General features: G+C 65.6%; 12 protein-coding genes and 1 pseudogene. 4 read left to right on the forward strand and 9 right to left on the reverse strand.

Translation table 11 applies throughout. The features are described 5' to 3' along the window. The first annotated feature begins 49 nt into the window (after positions 1-49). Positions 50-2,780, forward strand: a pseudogene (mutS, locus tag ACVIW0_RS38015) (DNA mismatch repair protein MutS). An 86-nt stretch (positions 2,781-2,866) separates the two neighbouring features. Here mutS and ACVIW0_RS38020 read toward each other — a convergent pair. From ACVIW0_RS38020 to ACVIW0_RS38040, 5 genes are all read right to left on the reverse strand, one after another. Then, a complete protein-coding gene (locus ACVIW0_RS38020) occupies positions 2,867-3,664 on the reverse strand; it encodes a hypothetical protein (protein ID WP_461356891.1) in 798 nt (265 codons plus the stop codon). A 150-nt stretch (positions 3,665-3,814) separates the two neighbouring features. Then, positions 3,815-4,324, reverse strand: coding sequence for an OsmC family protein (locus ACVIW0_RS38025; RefSeq protein ID WP_229200734.1), 510 nt, complete (start codon positions 4,322-4,324; stop codon positions 3,815-3,817). A gap of 58 nt (positions 4,325-4,382) precedes the next feature. After that, positions 4,383-5,168 carry an ABC transporter ATP-binding protein gene (locus ACVIW0_RS38030; protein ID WP_461356892.1) on the reverse strand — a complete coding sequence of 262 codons (786 nt, stop codon included), beginning with the start codon at positions 5,166-5,168 and terminating at the stop codon, positions 4,383-4,385. Beyond that, the gene (locus tag ACVIW0_RS38035; protein WP_461357541.1) at positions 5,168-6,004 is read right to left on the reverse strand and encodes an ABC transporter permease; all 837 of its coding nucleotides are present in this window, start codon (positions 6,002-6,004) and stop codon (positions 5,168-5,170) included. Before ACVIW0_RS38035 ends, ACVIW0_RS38030 begins: the two co-directional genes overlap by 1 nt. 201 nt (positions 6,005-6,205) lie before the next feature. Continuing rightward, on the reverse strand, positions 6,206-7,180 hold the full coding sequence (locus ACVIW0_RS38040) for an aliphatic sulfonate ABC transporter substrate-binding protein (RefSeq protein WP_461356893.1): 975 nt from the start codon (positions 7,178-7,180) through the stop codon (positions 6,206-6,208). Between the two features lie 198 nt (positions 7,181-7,378). Here ACVIW0_RS38040 and ACVIW0_RS38045 point away from each other — a divergent pair, with 198 nt between their 5' ends. Continuing rightward, positions 7,379-10,171 (forward strand): [protein-PII] uridylyltransferase, encoded by a 2,793-nt coding sequence (locus tag ACVIW0_RS38045; RefSeq protein ID WP_461356894.1) that lies wholly within the window; start codon positions 7,379-7,381, stop codon positions 10,169-10,171. A gap of 169 nt (positions 10,172-10,340) precedes the next feature. Here the strand turns inward: ACVIW0_RS38045 and ACVIW0_RS38050 are convergent, their stop codons facing one another. From ACVIW0_RS38050 to ACVIW0_RS38065, 4 genes are all read right to left on the reverse strand, one after another. Further along, on the reverse strand, positions 10,341-11,177 hold the full coding sequence (locus ACVIW0_RS38050; protein ID WP_461350771.1) for an IS5 family transposase: 837 nt from the start codon (positions 11,175-11,177) through the stop codon (positions 10,341-10,343). A gap of 98 nt (positions 11,178-11,275) precedes the next feature. Next, positions 11,276-11,410 (reverse strand): hypothetical protein, encoded by a 135-nt coding sequence (locus ACVIW0_RS38055; RefSeq protein ID WP_461356895.1) that lies wholly within the window; start codon positions 11,408-11,410, stop codon positions 11,276-11,278. Positions 11,411-11,474: 64 nt separating this feature from the next. Next, positions 11,475-11,669 carry a hypothetical protein gene (locus ACVIW0_RS38060; protein WP_461356896.1) on the reverse strand — a complete coding sequence of 65 codons (195 nt, stop codon included), beginning with the start codon at positions 11,667-11,669 and terminating at the stop codon, positions 11,475-11,477. Positions 11,670-11,795: 126 nt separating this feature from the next. Then, positions 11,796-12,053 carry a hypothetical protein gene (locus ACVIW0_RS38065; protein ID WP_461356897.1) on the reverse strand — a complete coding sequence of 86 codons (258 nt, stop codon included), beginning with the start codon at positions 12,051-12,053 and terminating at the stop codon, positions 11,796-11,798. Positions 12,054-12,472: 419 nt separating this feature from the next. Between ACVIW0_RS38065 and ACVIW0_RS38070 the strand changes: the two genes are divergently transcribed. After that, positions 12,473-14,224, forward strand: a complete 1,752-nt coding sequence (locus ACVIW0_RS38070; RefSeq protein WP_461356898.1) for a PAS domain-containing sensor histidine kinase — start codon at positions 12,473-12,475, stop codon at positions 14,222-14,224. Next, a complete protein-coding gene (locus tag ACVIW0_RS38075) occupies positions 14,218-14,886 on the forward strand; it encodes a response regulator transcription factor (RefSeq protein ID WP_461356899.1) in 669 nt (222 codons plus the stop codon). Before ACVIW0_RS38070 ends, ACVIW0_RS38075 begins: the two co-directional genes overlap by 7 nt. Positions 14,887-14,896: the final 10 nt, after the last annotated feature.

The raw sequence follows: 14,896 nt of genomic DNA on the forward strand, positions 1-14,896 counted from the left end.
CTCTCGCGGATAGGACCGCCCGGCGAAATTCTGTAGTTTCCGCCACCGCATGACAATTCAGCAGCCCATCCCCGTTCCGCCCGAACCCGCTCCCAACGCCGAGGCGCCATCGCGCGTCACACCGATGATGGAGCAGTATCTGGAGATCAAGGCCGCCCATCCCGGCCTGCTGCTGTTCTACCGGATGGGCGATTTCTACGAGCTGTTCTTCGAGGACGCCGAGATCGCCTCGAAGACGCTCGGCATCGTCTTGACCAAGCGCGGCAAGCACCAGGGGATGGACATCCCGATGTGCGGCGTTCCGGTCGAACGCTCCGAGGATTATCTGCATCGGCTGATCGGCGCCGGCCATCGCGTCGCGGTGTGCGAGCAGACCGAAAATCCCGCGGAGGCCAAGGCCCGCGGCAACAAGAGCGTGGTCCGCCGCGGCGTGGTGCGGCTGGTGACGCCGGGCACCTTGACCGAAGACACGCTGCTCGACGCCCGTACCAACAATTATTTGATCGCGATCGCGCGCGCCCGCGGCTCGGCCGGCGCCGACCGGCTCGGGCTTGCCTGGATCGACATCTCGACCTCCGAATTCATGGTAACGGAGTGCGCGACCGCGGAGCTCGCGGCGACGCTGGCGCGCATCAATCCGAACGAAGGCCATCGTCACCGACGCGCTCTATAGCGACAATGAGTTGGCGCCGACCCTGCGCGAGCTGCCGTCGGTGACGCCGCTGACCCGCGACGTGTTCGACAGCGCCACCGCCGAGCGGCGGCTCTGCGACTATTTTGCCGTCGCGACGATGGACGGCCTCTCCGCGATGTCGCGGCTGGAAGCGACCGCTGCCGCCGCGGCCGTCACCTATATCGACCGCACCCAGGTCGGCAAACGTCCGCCGCTGTCGCCGCCGGCGCGCGAGGCGGCCGGCACCACGATGGCGATCGACCCCGCGACCCGCGCCAATCTCGAACTGACGCGCACGCTGGCCGGTGAACGCCGCGGCTCGCTGCTCGATGCGATCGACTGCACCGTCACCGCGGCGGGCTCGCGCTTGTTGGCGCAGCGGCTTGCCGCGCCGCTCACCGATGTTGCCGTGATCGCGCGGCGGCTCGATGCGGTCTCGGCCTTCGTCGCGGATTCCGCGGCACGCGAGGACATCCGAGCCGTGCTGCGCGCGGCGCCCGACATGTCGCGCGCGCTGGCACGGCTCTCGGTCGGCCGCGGCGGCCCGCGCGATCTCGCCAGCCTGCGCGACGGCATCCTGGCCGCCGACCAGGCGATCGAGCTGCTGGCGCAGCTCACCAATCCGCCGGCCGAGGTGTCGGCCGCGATGGCGGCCTTGCAGCGCCCGTCGCGCGATCTGGCGCAGGAATTCTCCCGCGCGCTCTCCGAACAGCTGCCGCTGATCAAGCGCGATGGCGGCTTCGTCCGCGAGGGCTATGAGGCCGCGCTCGACGAGAGCCGCAATCTGCGCGATGCCTCGCGTCTCGTCGTCGCCGCGATGCAGGCGCGCTATGCCGAGGACACCGGCATCAAGACCTTGAAGATCCGGCACAACAACGTGCTCGGCTATTTCGTCGAGGTCACCGCGCAGCACGGCGACAAGCTGTTCGCGCCGCCGCTGAATGCGACCTTCATCCATCGCCAGACACTGGCCGGACAGGTCCGCTTCACCACGTCGGAGCTCGGCGAGACCGAGGCCAAGATCGCCAATGCCGGCGAGCGCGCGCTCAATCTCGAGCTCGAGATCTTCGAACGCTTGAGCGCGATGGCGCTCGCGGCCAGCGACGATCTGCGCAACGCCGCGCATGCCTTTGCGATGCTCGACGTCGCGACCTCGTTGGCGAAGCTTGCGATCGACGACAATTATGTGCGGCCCGACGTCGACTTCTCGCTCGGCTTTGCGATCGAGGGCGGACGGCATCCGGTGGTCGAGCAGGCGCTCAAGCGCGACGGCCAGCCGTTCATCGCCAATGCCTGCGATCTGTCGCCGGCGCCGGGCCAGAAATCCGGCCAGCTCTGGCTGATCACCGGTCCGAACATGGCCGGTAAATCGACCTTCCTGCGCCAGAACGCGCTGATCGCGCTGCTGGCGCAGATCGGCAGCTATGTCCCGGCGTCGCGGGCGCGGCTCGGCATCGTCGACCGGCTGTTCTCGCGCGTCGGCGCCGCCGACGACCTGGCGCGGGGACGCTCGACCTTCATGGTCGAGATGGTCGAGACCGCAGTGATCCTCAATCAGGCCAGCGAGCGGTCGCTGGTGATCCTCGACGAGATCGGTCGCGGGACGGCGACCTTCGACGGCCTGTCTATTGCCTGGGCCGCGATCGAGCATCTGCACGAGAGCAACCGCTGCCGCACGCTGTTTGCCACCCACTATCATGAACTGACCGCGCTCTCGGCCAAGCTGCCGCGGATGTTCAACGCCACGGTGCGGGTGAAGGAATGGCAGGGCGACGTCGTGTTCCTGCACGAGGTGCTGCCCGGCTCGGCCGACCGTTCCTACGGAATCCAGGTCGCCAAGCTCGCCGGCCTGCCGCCCGCGGTAATCACCCGCGCCAAATCGGTGCTGGCGAAACTGGAAGCCCAGGACCGCGGCCAGACCGCACGCGCACTGGCCGACGACCTGCCACTGTTCGCCGTCCCCTCCCGCGCCGCCGCCGAGGACAAGCCGCCGAGCGAGGCCGATCTGCTCGTCGAAGCGGTGAAGGCGCTGCACCCCGACGAGATGTCGCCGCGCGAGGCGCTGGATGCGCTGTATGCGCTGCAAGCGAAGCTGCCGAAAGGATGACTGTCATTCCGGGATGGTCCGAAGGACCAGACCCGGAATCTCGAGATTCCGGGTTCGATGCTTCGCATCGCCCCGGAATGACGGTCTCAATATTTCGCTTTCCTCCGCCCGAGCTGCCACAGCGCCAGATTCCATGCGATGCAGGTGGCGAGTGCGCAGCTGAGGCCGATCGCTGAGCCGAATTGCGCGACCGCGACGTGCAGCACGGCGATGCCGAGGCCGAAGCCGAGCAGGCCCCAGGCGCTGTTGGCGAGCACGGCGGCGGTGGCAGGGCCGCCGATGCGCGGATGCAGGATCAGCATCATCGAGGAGAACACGATCGGGAACAACGCGATCACGCCGGTGACGCGCGGACCGACCCAGGTCGACGCGGTGACCACGGTGCCGACCAGGCTCGCGACCAGCGCGGCGCGCAAGGGAATGTCGTACCAGCGTCGCGCGATCAGCGGCATTTTCGCGACATGCCGATAGGGCTTGAGCAGCGGAATGCAGATCGCAAACGCGATGGCGTTGAGGATCAGCCCACCGGCCAGTGTCCAGGCGAACTGGCGGATGATGGTGCCGAGCACGAGCCACGACGCGATCGCGCATCCCGCGCTGATCCACATGCTGAAGCGCTGCGCCAGCACCGCGTAAGTGAGGCCCATGAAGATCGTCGCCGCGTTGACCGGCAGGCTCGACAGCGCGCCCTCGGCGATGAAGGCGGCGTCATGATCGAGCGCCAGGAAAGTGTAGGATGGTCCGGCCGAGATCGGCAGGGTTGCGATCAGCGCGCCGATCACCGGCCCCGACCGCTCCGTGATGATCGACGCGCTGACCACGAACGCCGCCGCGACCGCCATGCGCAGCACGAGGACCAGGATGAAGTGGAGTTCGGGGGACATCGAATGTCGTCCCGGCGAAGGCCGGGACCCATAACCACGACTATTGGTGGGGAGCGAAAGCCGTCGGACGGCACCGCTTGAACCGAGAGGACACGGCGTATGGGCCCCGGCTCCGTGCGCAATCGCGCACTAGGCCGGGGCGACGCCAACTCATACCCGTTGCATCGACACCGACACCTTCGGCCCGTTCTTGATGGTCTGATAGACCACGCAATAGCGCTCGGTGAGTTTCAGCAAGAGGTCGAGCTTGTCCTGTGGCGCGTCGGTGCCGACGTCGAAGCGCAGGCGGATTTCGCGGAAGCCGACCGGGGCCTCCTTATCGACGCCGAGCGTGCCGCGGAAATCGAGATCGCCTTCGGCAAAGACATTGCCGACCTTCAGCGGCACCTCGACGGCGGTCGCGACCGATTTCAGCGTGACGCCGGCGCAGGCGACCAGTGCCTCCAGCAGCATGTCGCCGGAGCAGAGCTCAAGCCCGGAGCCGCCGGTGGCGGGATGCAGACCGGCGACCGCGAGCGCGCGGCCGGTCTCGACCTTGCAGGAGATGCTCTCATTGTCGATCGAGCCCTTGGCCTTCAGCGTGATCACGGCGGCCTGGGGGTCGGTCTTGTAGCGCTCCTTGATCGGAGCCTGCATTGCGCGGAGTTCGGCGGAGTCCATGGGTCTGCTCCCGGCTGTTCTTCTTAGCCTTCGGATGTAAGGCCTTAATGAGCGGATGTCACCACCACATCGCCTCGCCGGCGCTGGATTTGTCCGTGACGTCACGCACCGCACGATCCAGCGAGCGGTCGAGCGCGGTCAGCACCCGGCGCTTGAAGCTGTCGAACAGCTCCGATTTGCGGTCGCGCGGCCGCGCCAGATTGACGGTGATCTGCTCGAACAGCCGCCCCGGCCGCGGCCGCATCACCAGCACGCGATCGGCCAGCACCACGGCCTCATCGACGTCATGGGTGACCAGGATCAAAGTTGGCCGCGTATCGGCCCAGAGATCGAGCAGATGATCCTGCAAATCGCGCCGGGTGAAGGCGTCGAGCGCCGAGAACGGCTCGTCGAGCAGCAGCACTTCGGGCTGCGGCACCAAAGCGCGGGCGATCGCCACCCGCTGCGCCTGCCCGCCGGAGAGCTCGCGCGGCCAGGCCGACGCCTTATCGGTGAGGCCGACGCGGGCCAGTGCGGATGCGACCCGATCGCGCCTGACGTTGGCGGGGAGATCGGCGAGGCCGAACTCGATATTGTCGGCGACGCTGAGCCAGGGCAGCAGCCGCGGTTCCTGGAAGATGATGCCGATCTTGGCATGCGGCGAGGTGATGACAGCATCGTCAAGCGTCACGCTGCCGGTCGTAGCGCGATCGAGCCCGGCGATGGCGCGCAGCAGCGTCGACTTGCCGCAACCGGAGCCGCCGATGATGGCGATGATCTCGCCGGGCGCAATCTCGGCCGAGAAGCGCTCCAGCGCGTGGACGCCGTTCGGATAGGTCTTGCCGACCTCTTTCAGCGCCAGCATCAGGTCCCTCCCCGCGCGCCGAACGCATCCTGCCAGCGCAGCAGCGGCGCCGCGGCGATTTCGATCAGCCAGTCGGTGAGCTTGCCGAGGATCGCGAAGATCACGATCGCGGCGAGGATCTGCGCCGGCTTGCCGAGCTGCTGGCCGTCGAGCAGGAGATAGCCGAGCCCTTCGGAGGCGCCGATCAATTCGGCGGCGACCACGAACATCCACCCCAAGCCAAGCCCGACCCGCAGCGCCACCACATAGGCCGGCAGCACCGCGGGCAGCAGGATGCGGCGGATCATCGCCGGTCCGGACAGGCGGAACACGCGGCCGACCTCGACGATCTTGCGATCGACCGAGAGGATGGCGCCCATCACGCCGAGATAGACCGGAAAGAACACGCCGACCGCGATCAGCGCGACCTTCGAGGTCTCGAAGATGCCGAGCCAAAGCACGAACAGCGGCACCCAGGCGAGCGAGGGGATCGCGCGCAAGGCCTGCACGGTCGGGTCGAACAGCCGCTTGGCGAAATCCCAGTAGCCGGAGATCGCGCCCATGATGGTGCCGGCGACGACGCCGAGCGCGAAGCCCGCGACGACTCGCCATAGCGTTGCCAGGATGTGCCGCGTCAGCTCGCCGCTTTTGGCGAGCGCGATAATGGTCTCGAACACCTTGGACGGCGGCGGCACCAGACGGCCGTTGGAATAGCCGAGAGCAACGACCAGTTCCCAGCCGAGCGCGAGCACGAGCGGCACCGCGAGCCCAAGCGCCGGCCGCGCAAGGCGCGACCACCGCGCCGACGCCGCACGCGGCGCGGCCGTCTGTTCCAGCGCGGGCAAGTCAACGGTCATGGCCATAGCAAGAACGACTCTTCCGGCGGGATTGCAAGGCGGGTGATCGCGGCGGCTCCATCGCACGTCGTCCCGGGCAAGCGAAGCGCGACCCGGGACCCATAACCACAGGGTGTGGTGATGGAGAAAGCTGGGGCCACAGCATCCTCTAACAACAAAACCCTGGGGTTATGGTCCTGGCTTTCGCCGGGACGACAGCCATCAGTTCGTCGGCAGCGGAACCTGGTCGTCGATCAGCGCATCGAGGGCGGCCTTGACGTCGGTCTTGGCGTCGATCACGCCGGCCTGCTGCAAGGCGAGACCCGCGGCGAGGATGGATTCCCGTTGCGGCGCGCCGATCCGGCTGTGGGTCAGCTCGGTGCGCTCCTTGAGCTGCTTGTCGACCACGGCATCCGGCAGTTTCGTCACCGCGATGAAGGTCTTCTTCAGCTCGTCATAGTTCGCCAGCGAGTCTTTCCGAGCCTCCTCATAGGTCGCGAGCACGCGGCGGACGATATCCGGGTGCGCTTTCAAAAACTCCTCGCGGACATTGAGGATGCCCCAGGTGTTGGCGTCGGCCTTGCGGTAGAACAGCTTGGCGCCGTCCTCGACCTCGGCCTGCGCCATCATCGGATCAAGGCCGGCCCAGGCGTCGACATCGCCGCGGATCAGCGCGGTTTTGCCGTCGGCGTGCTGCAACAGCACCGGCGTGATGTCCTTTTCGGTCAAACCTGCGCCGAGCAGCGCACGGACCAGAAAGATGTGCGGATCGGTGCCGCGCGTCACCGCGACGCGCTTGCCCTTGAGGTCGGCGACCGAGGCGATCTTCGAGTCCTTGGTGGTGACCAGCGCGGTCCATTCCGGGCGCGAATAGACATAGATCGACTTGATCGGGTTGCCGTTGATCCGGGCGACCAAGGCGGCCGAGCCCGCGGTCGAGCCGAGATCGATCGAACCGGCGTTGAGGAATTCGAGCGCCTTGTTGGAGCCGGCCGACTGCACCCAGACGATGCTGATGCCGTCCTTGGCGAACTCCTTTTCCAGCAGCCCCTTCTGCTTCAGCACCAGCGACACCGGATTGTAGGTCGCCCAGTCAATCCGGATCTCCTTCAGCGCGTCGGCGGCGAGCGCCGTGCCGGGCAGGAATGTCGAGACCGCGAGCAGCGCAGCGAAGCCGCGCCGGGACAATTTATGCATTAGTCGACCCCCTCGATCGGATTAGGAAACAATCTTTTATTTCAATGAGTTATCCTTGCGGTCAACGAGAAAATCTCTACCCTTTACGAGATGGCGCGAGAACGAACTTGCTCGAAGCGCCACCACGAGAGCATGGAGCTGCTGTCATTATACTTTGGTCCGTGACAGCAACAGCTCCGTCCGATATCGGATGAACGTATGGACAGTGTCGTAGCCGAGGCCCGCCCTGCAGCGGATGATCGTTTCGAGACCGCGCGGATCACCGCGTCAGTCAATGCACTGGCCGAGCAGCATGCCGGCCGCGAGGACCTGTTCCGCGCCGCGGTGGCGCAGCTGCTCAAGGCCGAACTGATCGCGGCGCGCGCCAAGGCGCAGGCGCTGCTGCTGAAGGATCGCCACGGCCGACGCTGCGCCGAACGGCTCTGCTTCGTGCAGGACGAGATCATCCGCATCCTTTACGCCGCCGCGACCCGGCATCTCTACCACTCGCCGATCCCCTCGGGCGCCGAACGCATGGCCGTGGTCGCGACCGGCGGCTATGGCCGCGGGCTGATGGCGCCGGAGTCCGACATCGATCTGCTGTTCATCCTGCCCTACAAGCAGACCGCGTGGGGCGAGCAGGTCGCCGAAGCCATTCTCTATTGCCTGTGGGACATGGGGCTGAAGGTCGGCCACGCCACCCGCTCGGTCGATGAATCGATCCGCCAGGCGCGCGGCGACATGACAATCCGCACCGCGATCCTGGAGACCCGCTTCCTGACCGGCGATCAGCCGCTCTATGACGAACTGGTCGAGCGCTTCGACAAGGAAGTTGTGCAGGGCACCGCGGCGGAATTCGTCACCGCAAAACTCGCCGAGCGCGAGGAGCGGCATCGCCGCGGCGGCCAGTCGCGCTATTTGGTCGAGCCCAACGTCAAGGACGGCAAGGGCGGCCTGCGCGACCTGCACACGCTGTTCTGGATCGCCAAATACGTCTACCGCGTGCGCGAGACCGACGAGCTCCTGGAACGCGGCGTGTTCGACGCGCAGGAATACCGCACCTTCCGCCGTTGCGCCGATTTCCTGTGGTCGGTGCGCTGCAACCTGCACTTCTTCGCCGGACGTGCCGAGGAACGGCTGTCGTTCGACATGCAGCGCGAGATCGCGGTCCGGCTCGGCTATACTTCGCATCCCGGCATGCAGGACGTCGAGCGCTTCATGAAGCACTACTTCCTGATCGCGAAAGACGTCGGCGACCTGACCGCGATCCTGTGCGCCAGGCTCGAGGAGGAGCACAACAAGCCGGCGCCGGTGCTGAGCCGGATGGTGGCGCGGCTGCGGCCCGGCACCAAGCGGCGGCGGGTCAACGGCAGCGACGACTTCATCGTCGACAATAACCGCATCAACCTCGCCGCGCCCGACGTGTTCAAGCACGATCCGGTCAACCTGATCCGGATCTTCCGCCTCGCGCAGCGGAACAACCTCGCCTTCCATCCCGACGCGATGCGCACGGTGACGCGTTCGCTGAAGCTGATCAACACCCAGCTGCGCGACAGCGAGGAAGCCAACCGGCTGTTCATGGAGATCCTGACCTCCAACGACGCCGAGACCGTGTTGCGGCGGATGAACGAGACCGGCGTGCTCGGCCATTTCATCCGCGCGTTCGGCAAGATCGTGTCGATGATGCAGTTCAACATGTACCATCACTATACGGTGGACGAGCATCTGATCCGCTGCATCGGCTTCCTGCAGGACATCGAGCGCGGCGGCAATGAGGAGTTCACGGTTGCCAGCGACCTGTTCCGCAAGATCCGTCCCGAGCACCGCCCGGTGATCTATATCGCGACGCTGCTGCACGACATCGCCAAGGGCCGGCCGGAGGATCACTCGATCGCCGGCGCCAAGGTGGCGCGGCGGCTATGCCCGCGGCTCGGCTTCTCCGCCGCCGACACCGAACTGGTGGCCTGGCTGATCGAGGAGCATCTGACGATGTCGACGGTGGCGCAATCGCGCGATCTGTCGGACCGCAAGACCATCGAGAATTTCGCCGCCGTGGTGCAGTCGGTCGAGCAGATGAAGCTCTTGACCATCCTGACCACCGCCGATATCCGCGGCGTCGGCCCCGGCGTCTGGAACGGCTGGAAGGCGCAACTGCTGCGCACGCTGTACTACGAGACCGAGCCGGTCTTGACCGGCGGCTTCTCGGAGGTGAACCGCGCCCAGCGCATCGCGGTGGCGCAGGCCGAATTCCGCCGCGCCTTCACCGAATGGCCGGAGGCCGAGCTCAACACCTATATCGGCCGGCACTACCCGGCCTACTGGCTCAAGGTCGAGCTGCCGCGCAAGATCCGCCAGGCGCGCTTCATCCGCTCAAGCGAACAGGCCGGCCACAAGCTTGCGATCAATGTCGGCTTCGACGAGATCCGCGCCGTCACCGAGCTGACGATTCTCGCGACCGACCATCCCTGGCTGCTGTCGATCATCGCCGGCGCCTGTGCCTCGGCCGGCGCCAATATCGTCGACGCGCAGATCTACACCACGACCGACGGCCGCGCGCTCGACACCATCTCGATCTCGCGCGAATACGACCGCGACGAGGATGAGGGCCGCCGCGCCACGCGGATCGGCGAGATGATCGAGCAGGTGCTGGAGGGCAAGCTGCGGCTGCCCGAGGCGGTGGCCAAGCGCGCGGTGCGCAGCAAGGCGCGCCCCTTCATCGTCGAGCCCGAGGTGAGCATCAACAACCAGTGGTCCGACCGCTACACCGTGATCGAGGTCTCCGGCCTCGACCGCCCCGGCCTGCTCTATCAGCTCACCACCGCGATCTCGAAGCTCAATCTCAACATCGCCTCCGCCCATGTCGCGACCTTCGGCGAACGCGCCCGCGACGTGTTCTACGTCACCGACCTGCTCGGCGCCCAGATCAGCGCCCCGACGCGGCAGGCCGCAATCAAGAGCGCGCTGCTGCATCTGCTGTCCAGCGAGGACCAGGCCGCGAAACCGGCGGCTTAGATCAAGGCGTAGCGAGAGCGTGCAAGACCCGCCTGATGAGGCCGCGCAGCGGCCGTCTCGAAGGATCGACGGCCACGTTCCTTCCACAAGAGATTTGGAGTACGCGGAAGCGGCCGGGCCGTCGATCCTTCGAGACGCGCTACGCGCTCCTCAGAGTCTGACTCATAAATCACCCAACCTTAGCTGCAGCCGCGATTCTGCGGGTCAGGAGCCTGATGTGTGCAATCAGCAGCCAGGCAGCTTCGGTTGCCACCGTCGCCTCGAAGTCCTTGGCGAGACGGCGGCATCTGCCGAACCAAGCGAATGTGCGTTCAACCACCCACCGCCTCGGCAGAAGCTGGAAGCCTTTGACGCCGTGAGGCCGCTCGACGATCTCGATAGTCCATGGACCGCAGTCTGAGAGCGCGTCGAGGAGTTGATTTCCGCGGTAGATCCGGTCGGCAAAGACGTGGCGCAGCCGGGGGAAGTTCATCCGCACGTTCTTCAGCAGCGGTACGGCGCCATGGCAGTCCTGAACGTTGGCCGGATGAACATGAACCCCAAGGAGGAGGCCATTGGTATCCGTCACGATATGCCGCTTGCGGCCGTAGATGCGCTTGCCTGCATCGTAGCCGCGCGGTCCGCCAGCTTGCGTGGTTGGCGCACTTTGACTGTCGATCACGGCTGCCGTCGGCTTCGGTGTCCGTCCAAGCTTTTTTCGCGCCCGTCGGACAAGCACGCTGACAATCCTCTGCCACCGGCCTGTATCCCGCCATCTATAAAAATAGCCCTGCACCGTCGAATAGGGCGGGAACTCCTGCGGCAACGCCCGCCACTGGCAGCCGGTCGAAACGATATAGAGGATCGCTTCGATCACACGACGCAGCTCCGTCTTACGCGGCCGGCCGCGCCGGTTCGCTCGCGGCAACAGGCGTCTGATCACCGCCCACTCCGCATCGGTCATATCGCTTGCATAACGCAGATCGTCCCGCCGATATTGCTCCCGAGTGATCTTGGTCCAGGGCATCGTGCTCTCCCTCGAATCTTTGCAAATCCGATGGAATCACACCCCACTGAGATCACTCACCCATTTTTCAGTCAGGCTCTCAGGATGACGGAATTGGTTTACTCCGCTTGCTCGGTGTCATCACCCGCGCGTGCGGGTGATCCAGTATTCCAGAGACGGCCGTGCTTGAGCCGATAGGCCGCGGCGTACTGGGTCGCCCGGTCGAGCCCGGCGACGACAGTGGATGAGGACAAAGCCTCACATCCTCTCAGGATGACGGAATGGCAATCCAACTGCGAAGGCCGATCCCCTGGCGAGTCAACCAAACAGCCGCATCAGCAGCGCCTTGCCGACCGGCGCGGCGCGCACGCTGCGGAAGGCGCGGACATATTCGCCGGCGTAGAAGGCGCGCACCACATTGACGCGGGCCGGAGGCCCGATGGCGGCGCGAGGCCGTCGATCTGTTCCGCCGTCATTGGGGACGCGGCGGAAAAAACTGAGCCCGGAATCCATCAGGGCTAGAGGGGATTGGATTCCGGGCTCTCTCGGAAGGCTGTTGTCGGACCCGTCTTGCGCGACCCTGGCGTGAGCAGCCATCGCGCCGGTCCGGCAGCCTGCCGGGGCTAACTCCTGGCGTGCCTACGATCCTGGATCCGCTTGCGCGTGCAGTGCTGCCAGGCTCGCGCCCAGCAGGGCCAGGTAGCTCGCCTGCCAGATCACGACACCCAGATCGAAGACGTCGAGCAGATCGATCCAGGAATGGTCGGCCGGCGCCCTCGCGGCCTGCTTGCCGCCATCGATCACGGTCGGCTGGAAGCTGCGGTCGAGCCTCTGGCGCTTTGCCTCGTGCCCGGCATCTTCGGAGCAGAGGATCAAATGCAGGCGCCTGTTGGGCATTTCAATCTCCCGTCTCTGATTGCCGATTGCCGAAGCCCGGAGACCTCTACCGTCATCGAGTTACCCAATAAGCGTAGTCACCGGGAGGAAACACGCCATTGAACGGAGGTTGGTCCGGTCCGTTACATTCGGATGGGGACGACATACTTAGGTTTATCCGCAACCCTGGCCTGAGCGTGTCCGGCGAATTCGCTTTCCGGGCGACCGCATGCGCCCCACCGGCGGATCGCCAAAAAGGGCCACATGATCCGGGCCGGGCGTCGAGAAAGCTGCTAATGTGCAGTCGTTGGGGCGACGTTGTCGCCGCTGATGATGGTGGTCACCTGGCGACGCAGCGCGGCCTCTGATGGCCAAGTGTGATGGCAAAGTGCCATAGCCAAGTCCTGTGCCAAGTACTTTGCCAAGTGCTGGTGCTGCCAATGATGCGCATCCCGACCATGAAGTCCTGGTCGGCCGAGCAATGGCTGCTCGGCGGCATGGTGCTGGCCCTGGCCGCCACCTGCGTGGGGCTGTTGCTTGCTCCGCAGCCCACAGCTTCCGCCCATCTAATTGCGCTGGCACTGCTCGTCGCCTCGCTTGCCGCGGCGCTGCTGGTGATGCGGGTGGCGAGCCGTACCCACAGGCAAATGGAAGCCATGTTGCGCGGCCGGGCCAGCGGCGAACAGCGCGCGATGGAGGCGCTGCGCAACAGCGAAGCGCAGTGGAAGGAGGTGTTCGAGCACAATCCGGTCATGTACTTCATGGTCGACGCAACGGGCCTCGTGCTATCGGTCAACACGTTCGGCGCGGCGCAACTCGGCTACACCGTCGACGAATTGCTCGGGCAGTCCGTGCTGCGGGTGTTTGCCGCCGAAGACCGCGATATCGTCCTGCGCAATGTCGCGGCGTGCCTCGACAAGATCGGCCAGCCCCACAGCTGGGAAATCCGCAAGATCCGCAAGGACGCATCAAGGCTTTGGGTGCGTGAGAACGCCAAGGCCGTGCGGCGGCTCGACGGTCAGTTGATCGTCCTGATCGCATGCGAGGACATTACCGAGCGCAAACAAGCCGAGGATGCGCTGCAGCAGAGCGAGATGTATCTGACCGAAGCCCAGCGGTTGAGCCACACCGGCAGCTTCGGCTGGCACGTCGCCAGCGGCGAGATCATCTGGTCGGACGAGACGTTCAGGATCTTCGAATTCGACCGGGTTCCTTCGATCAAGCATGCCACGGTGCTGCAACGCGTCCACCCGGATGATCGCAGCCGCGTGCAACGGACCATCGACCGTGCCTCGCTCGACGGCAACGACTTCGAGCACAGCTACCGACTGCTGATGCCCGATGGGACGATCAAATATGTCCATGCCAGGGCGCATGCGGTGACCAACCTCGCGGGCGACACCGAGTTTGTCGGCGCCGTGACCGACGTGACCGCCCGTAAGCGCGCCGAGGCCGAGCTGCATGAAGCGCAGACCAATCTCGCGCACGTCGCGCGCGTGACGGCGCTCGGCGAGCTCGCGGCATCGATCGCCCATGAGGTGAACCAGCCGCTTGCCGCGGTGGTCGCCAACGCCGCCGCATGCCTACGCTGGCTCAACCGTGCGGCCCCCGATCTGAACGAAGCGCGCGGCGCGGTCAGGTCGATCATCAGCGACGGCAACCGGGCGGGCGAGGTCATCCAGCGCGTCCGCGCGCTGGTGAACAAGACCGCCGACCAGAAGGCGCCGCTCGACATCAATGAAGCCATCAACGAGGTGATCGGCCTGGTGCAACATCAGCTGCAAAGCCATCACGTATCGTTGCAGCTCGACCTCGCTCCCGCGCTCCCGCCTGTGGTCGCCGACCGCATCCAATTGCAGCAAGTCATCCTCAACCTGGTCATGAATGGCATCGAGGCGATGCAGCCGGTCACCGACCGGCCGCGGCAACTCGTGATCCGGACGTGCCAGGACGATGCCGGGCAGATCGTGGTTGCGGTCGCCGACTGTGGCGTCGGGATCGCGGCGGAAAACACTGAGCGGCTGTTCGACGCCTTCTACAGCACCAAGGCCAGCGGCATGGGGATGGGGTTGTCGATCTGCCGCTCGATCGTCGAAGCTCACCGGGGCCGGCTGTCGGTGACCGGGAACCGCGGCCCCGGCGCGACGTTCCAGTTCACCCTGCCGTTGCGTCAAGAGGATCACGCATGGTGACAGGACGCGCCGCATCGCCTCTCACAAACGCCGAGGATCCGATCGTGTTCGTCGTCGACGACGACGCCTCGGTGCGGGACGCACTGAACAATCTTTTCCGGTCGGTCGGCCTGCGGACCGCCGTGTTCGGATCGGCCCATGAATTTCTGCAGCACAAGCTGCCGGATGTCCCGAGCTGCCTGATCCTGGACATCAGGTTGCCGCGGCTGAGCGGGCTCGACTTTCAGGCGGAGCTGGCCAAGGCCGACATTCATATTCCGATCATCTTCATGACCGGTCATGGCGATATCCCGATGACGGTCAGGGCCATGAAGGCCGGGGCCATCGATTTCCTGACCAAGCCGTTCCGCGATCAGGACATGCTGGATGCCGTCACGACAGCGATCAAGCGCGACAAAAGCCGGCGCGATGACGCCAGGGTTCTCGCCAATTTGCGCGCAGCCTTCGCGGCCCTGACGCCGCGTGAGCGTCAGATCATGAGCCTCGTGACCGCAGGCCTCATGAACAAGCAGGTCGCCGCCGAAATCGGCGTGGCCGAGATCACGGTCAAGATCCACCGCGGGCACATCATGCGGAAAATGGCCGCGAAGTCGTTGCCTGACCTGGTCAGGATGGCACAGACGCTCGGGATCGGGCCGGCATCCGGCAGCGCACAAACCTAAGTATGATTCT

The organism is Bradyrhizobium sp. USDA 4454, assembly GCF_054822705.1.

Bases quoted from the DNA above. Each gene is read 5' to 3' on its own strand.
- ACVIW0_RS38020 (WP_461356891.1), bottom strand. From the start codon at position 3,664: ATGTCCCCCGAACTCCACTTCATCCTGGTCCTCGTGCTGCGCATGGCG.
- ACVIW0_RS38025 (WP_229200734.1), bottom strand. From the start codon at position 4,324: ATGGACTCCGCCGAACTCCGCGCAATGCAGGCTCCGATCAAGGAGCGC.
- ACVIW0_RS38030 (WP_461356892.1), bottom strand. From the start codon at position 5,168: ATGCTGGCGCTGAAAGAGGTCGGCAAGACCTATCCGAACGGCGTCCAC.
- ACVIW0_RS38035 (WP_461357541.1), bottom strand. From the start codon at position 6,004: ATGACCGTTGACTTGCCCGCGCTGGAACAGACGGCCGCGCCGCGTGCG.
- ACVIW0_RS38040 (WP_461356893.1), bottom strand. From the start codon at position 7,180: ATGCATAAATTGTCCCGGCGCGGCTTCGCTGCGCTGCTCGCGGTCTCG.
- ACVIW0_RS38045 (WP_461356894.1), top strand. From the start codon at position 7,379: ATGGACAGTGTCGTAGCCGAGGCCCGCCCTGCAGCGGATGATCGTTTC.
- ACVIW0_RS38050 (WP_461350771.1), bottom strand. From the start codon at position 11,177: ATGCCCTGGACCAAGATCACTCGGGAGCAATATCGGCGGGACGATCTG.
- ACVIW0_RS38060 (WP_461356896.1), bottom strand. From the start codon at position 11,669: ATGGATTCCGGGCTCAGTTTTTTCCGCCGCGTCCCCAATGACGGCGGA.
- ACVIW0_RS38065 (WP_461356897.1), bottom strand. From the start codon at position 12,053: ATGCCCAACAGGCGCCTGCATTTGATCCTCTGCTCCGAAGATGCCGGG.
- ACVIW0_RS38070 (WP_461356898.1), top strand. From the start codon at position 12,473: ATGATGCGCATCCCGACCATGAAGTCCTGGTCGGCCGAGCAATGGCTG.
- ACVIW0_RS38075 (WP_461356899.1), top strand. From the start codon at position 14,218: ATGGTGACAGGACGCGCCGCATCGCCTCTCACAAACGCCGAGGATCCG.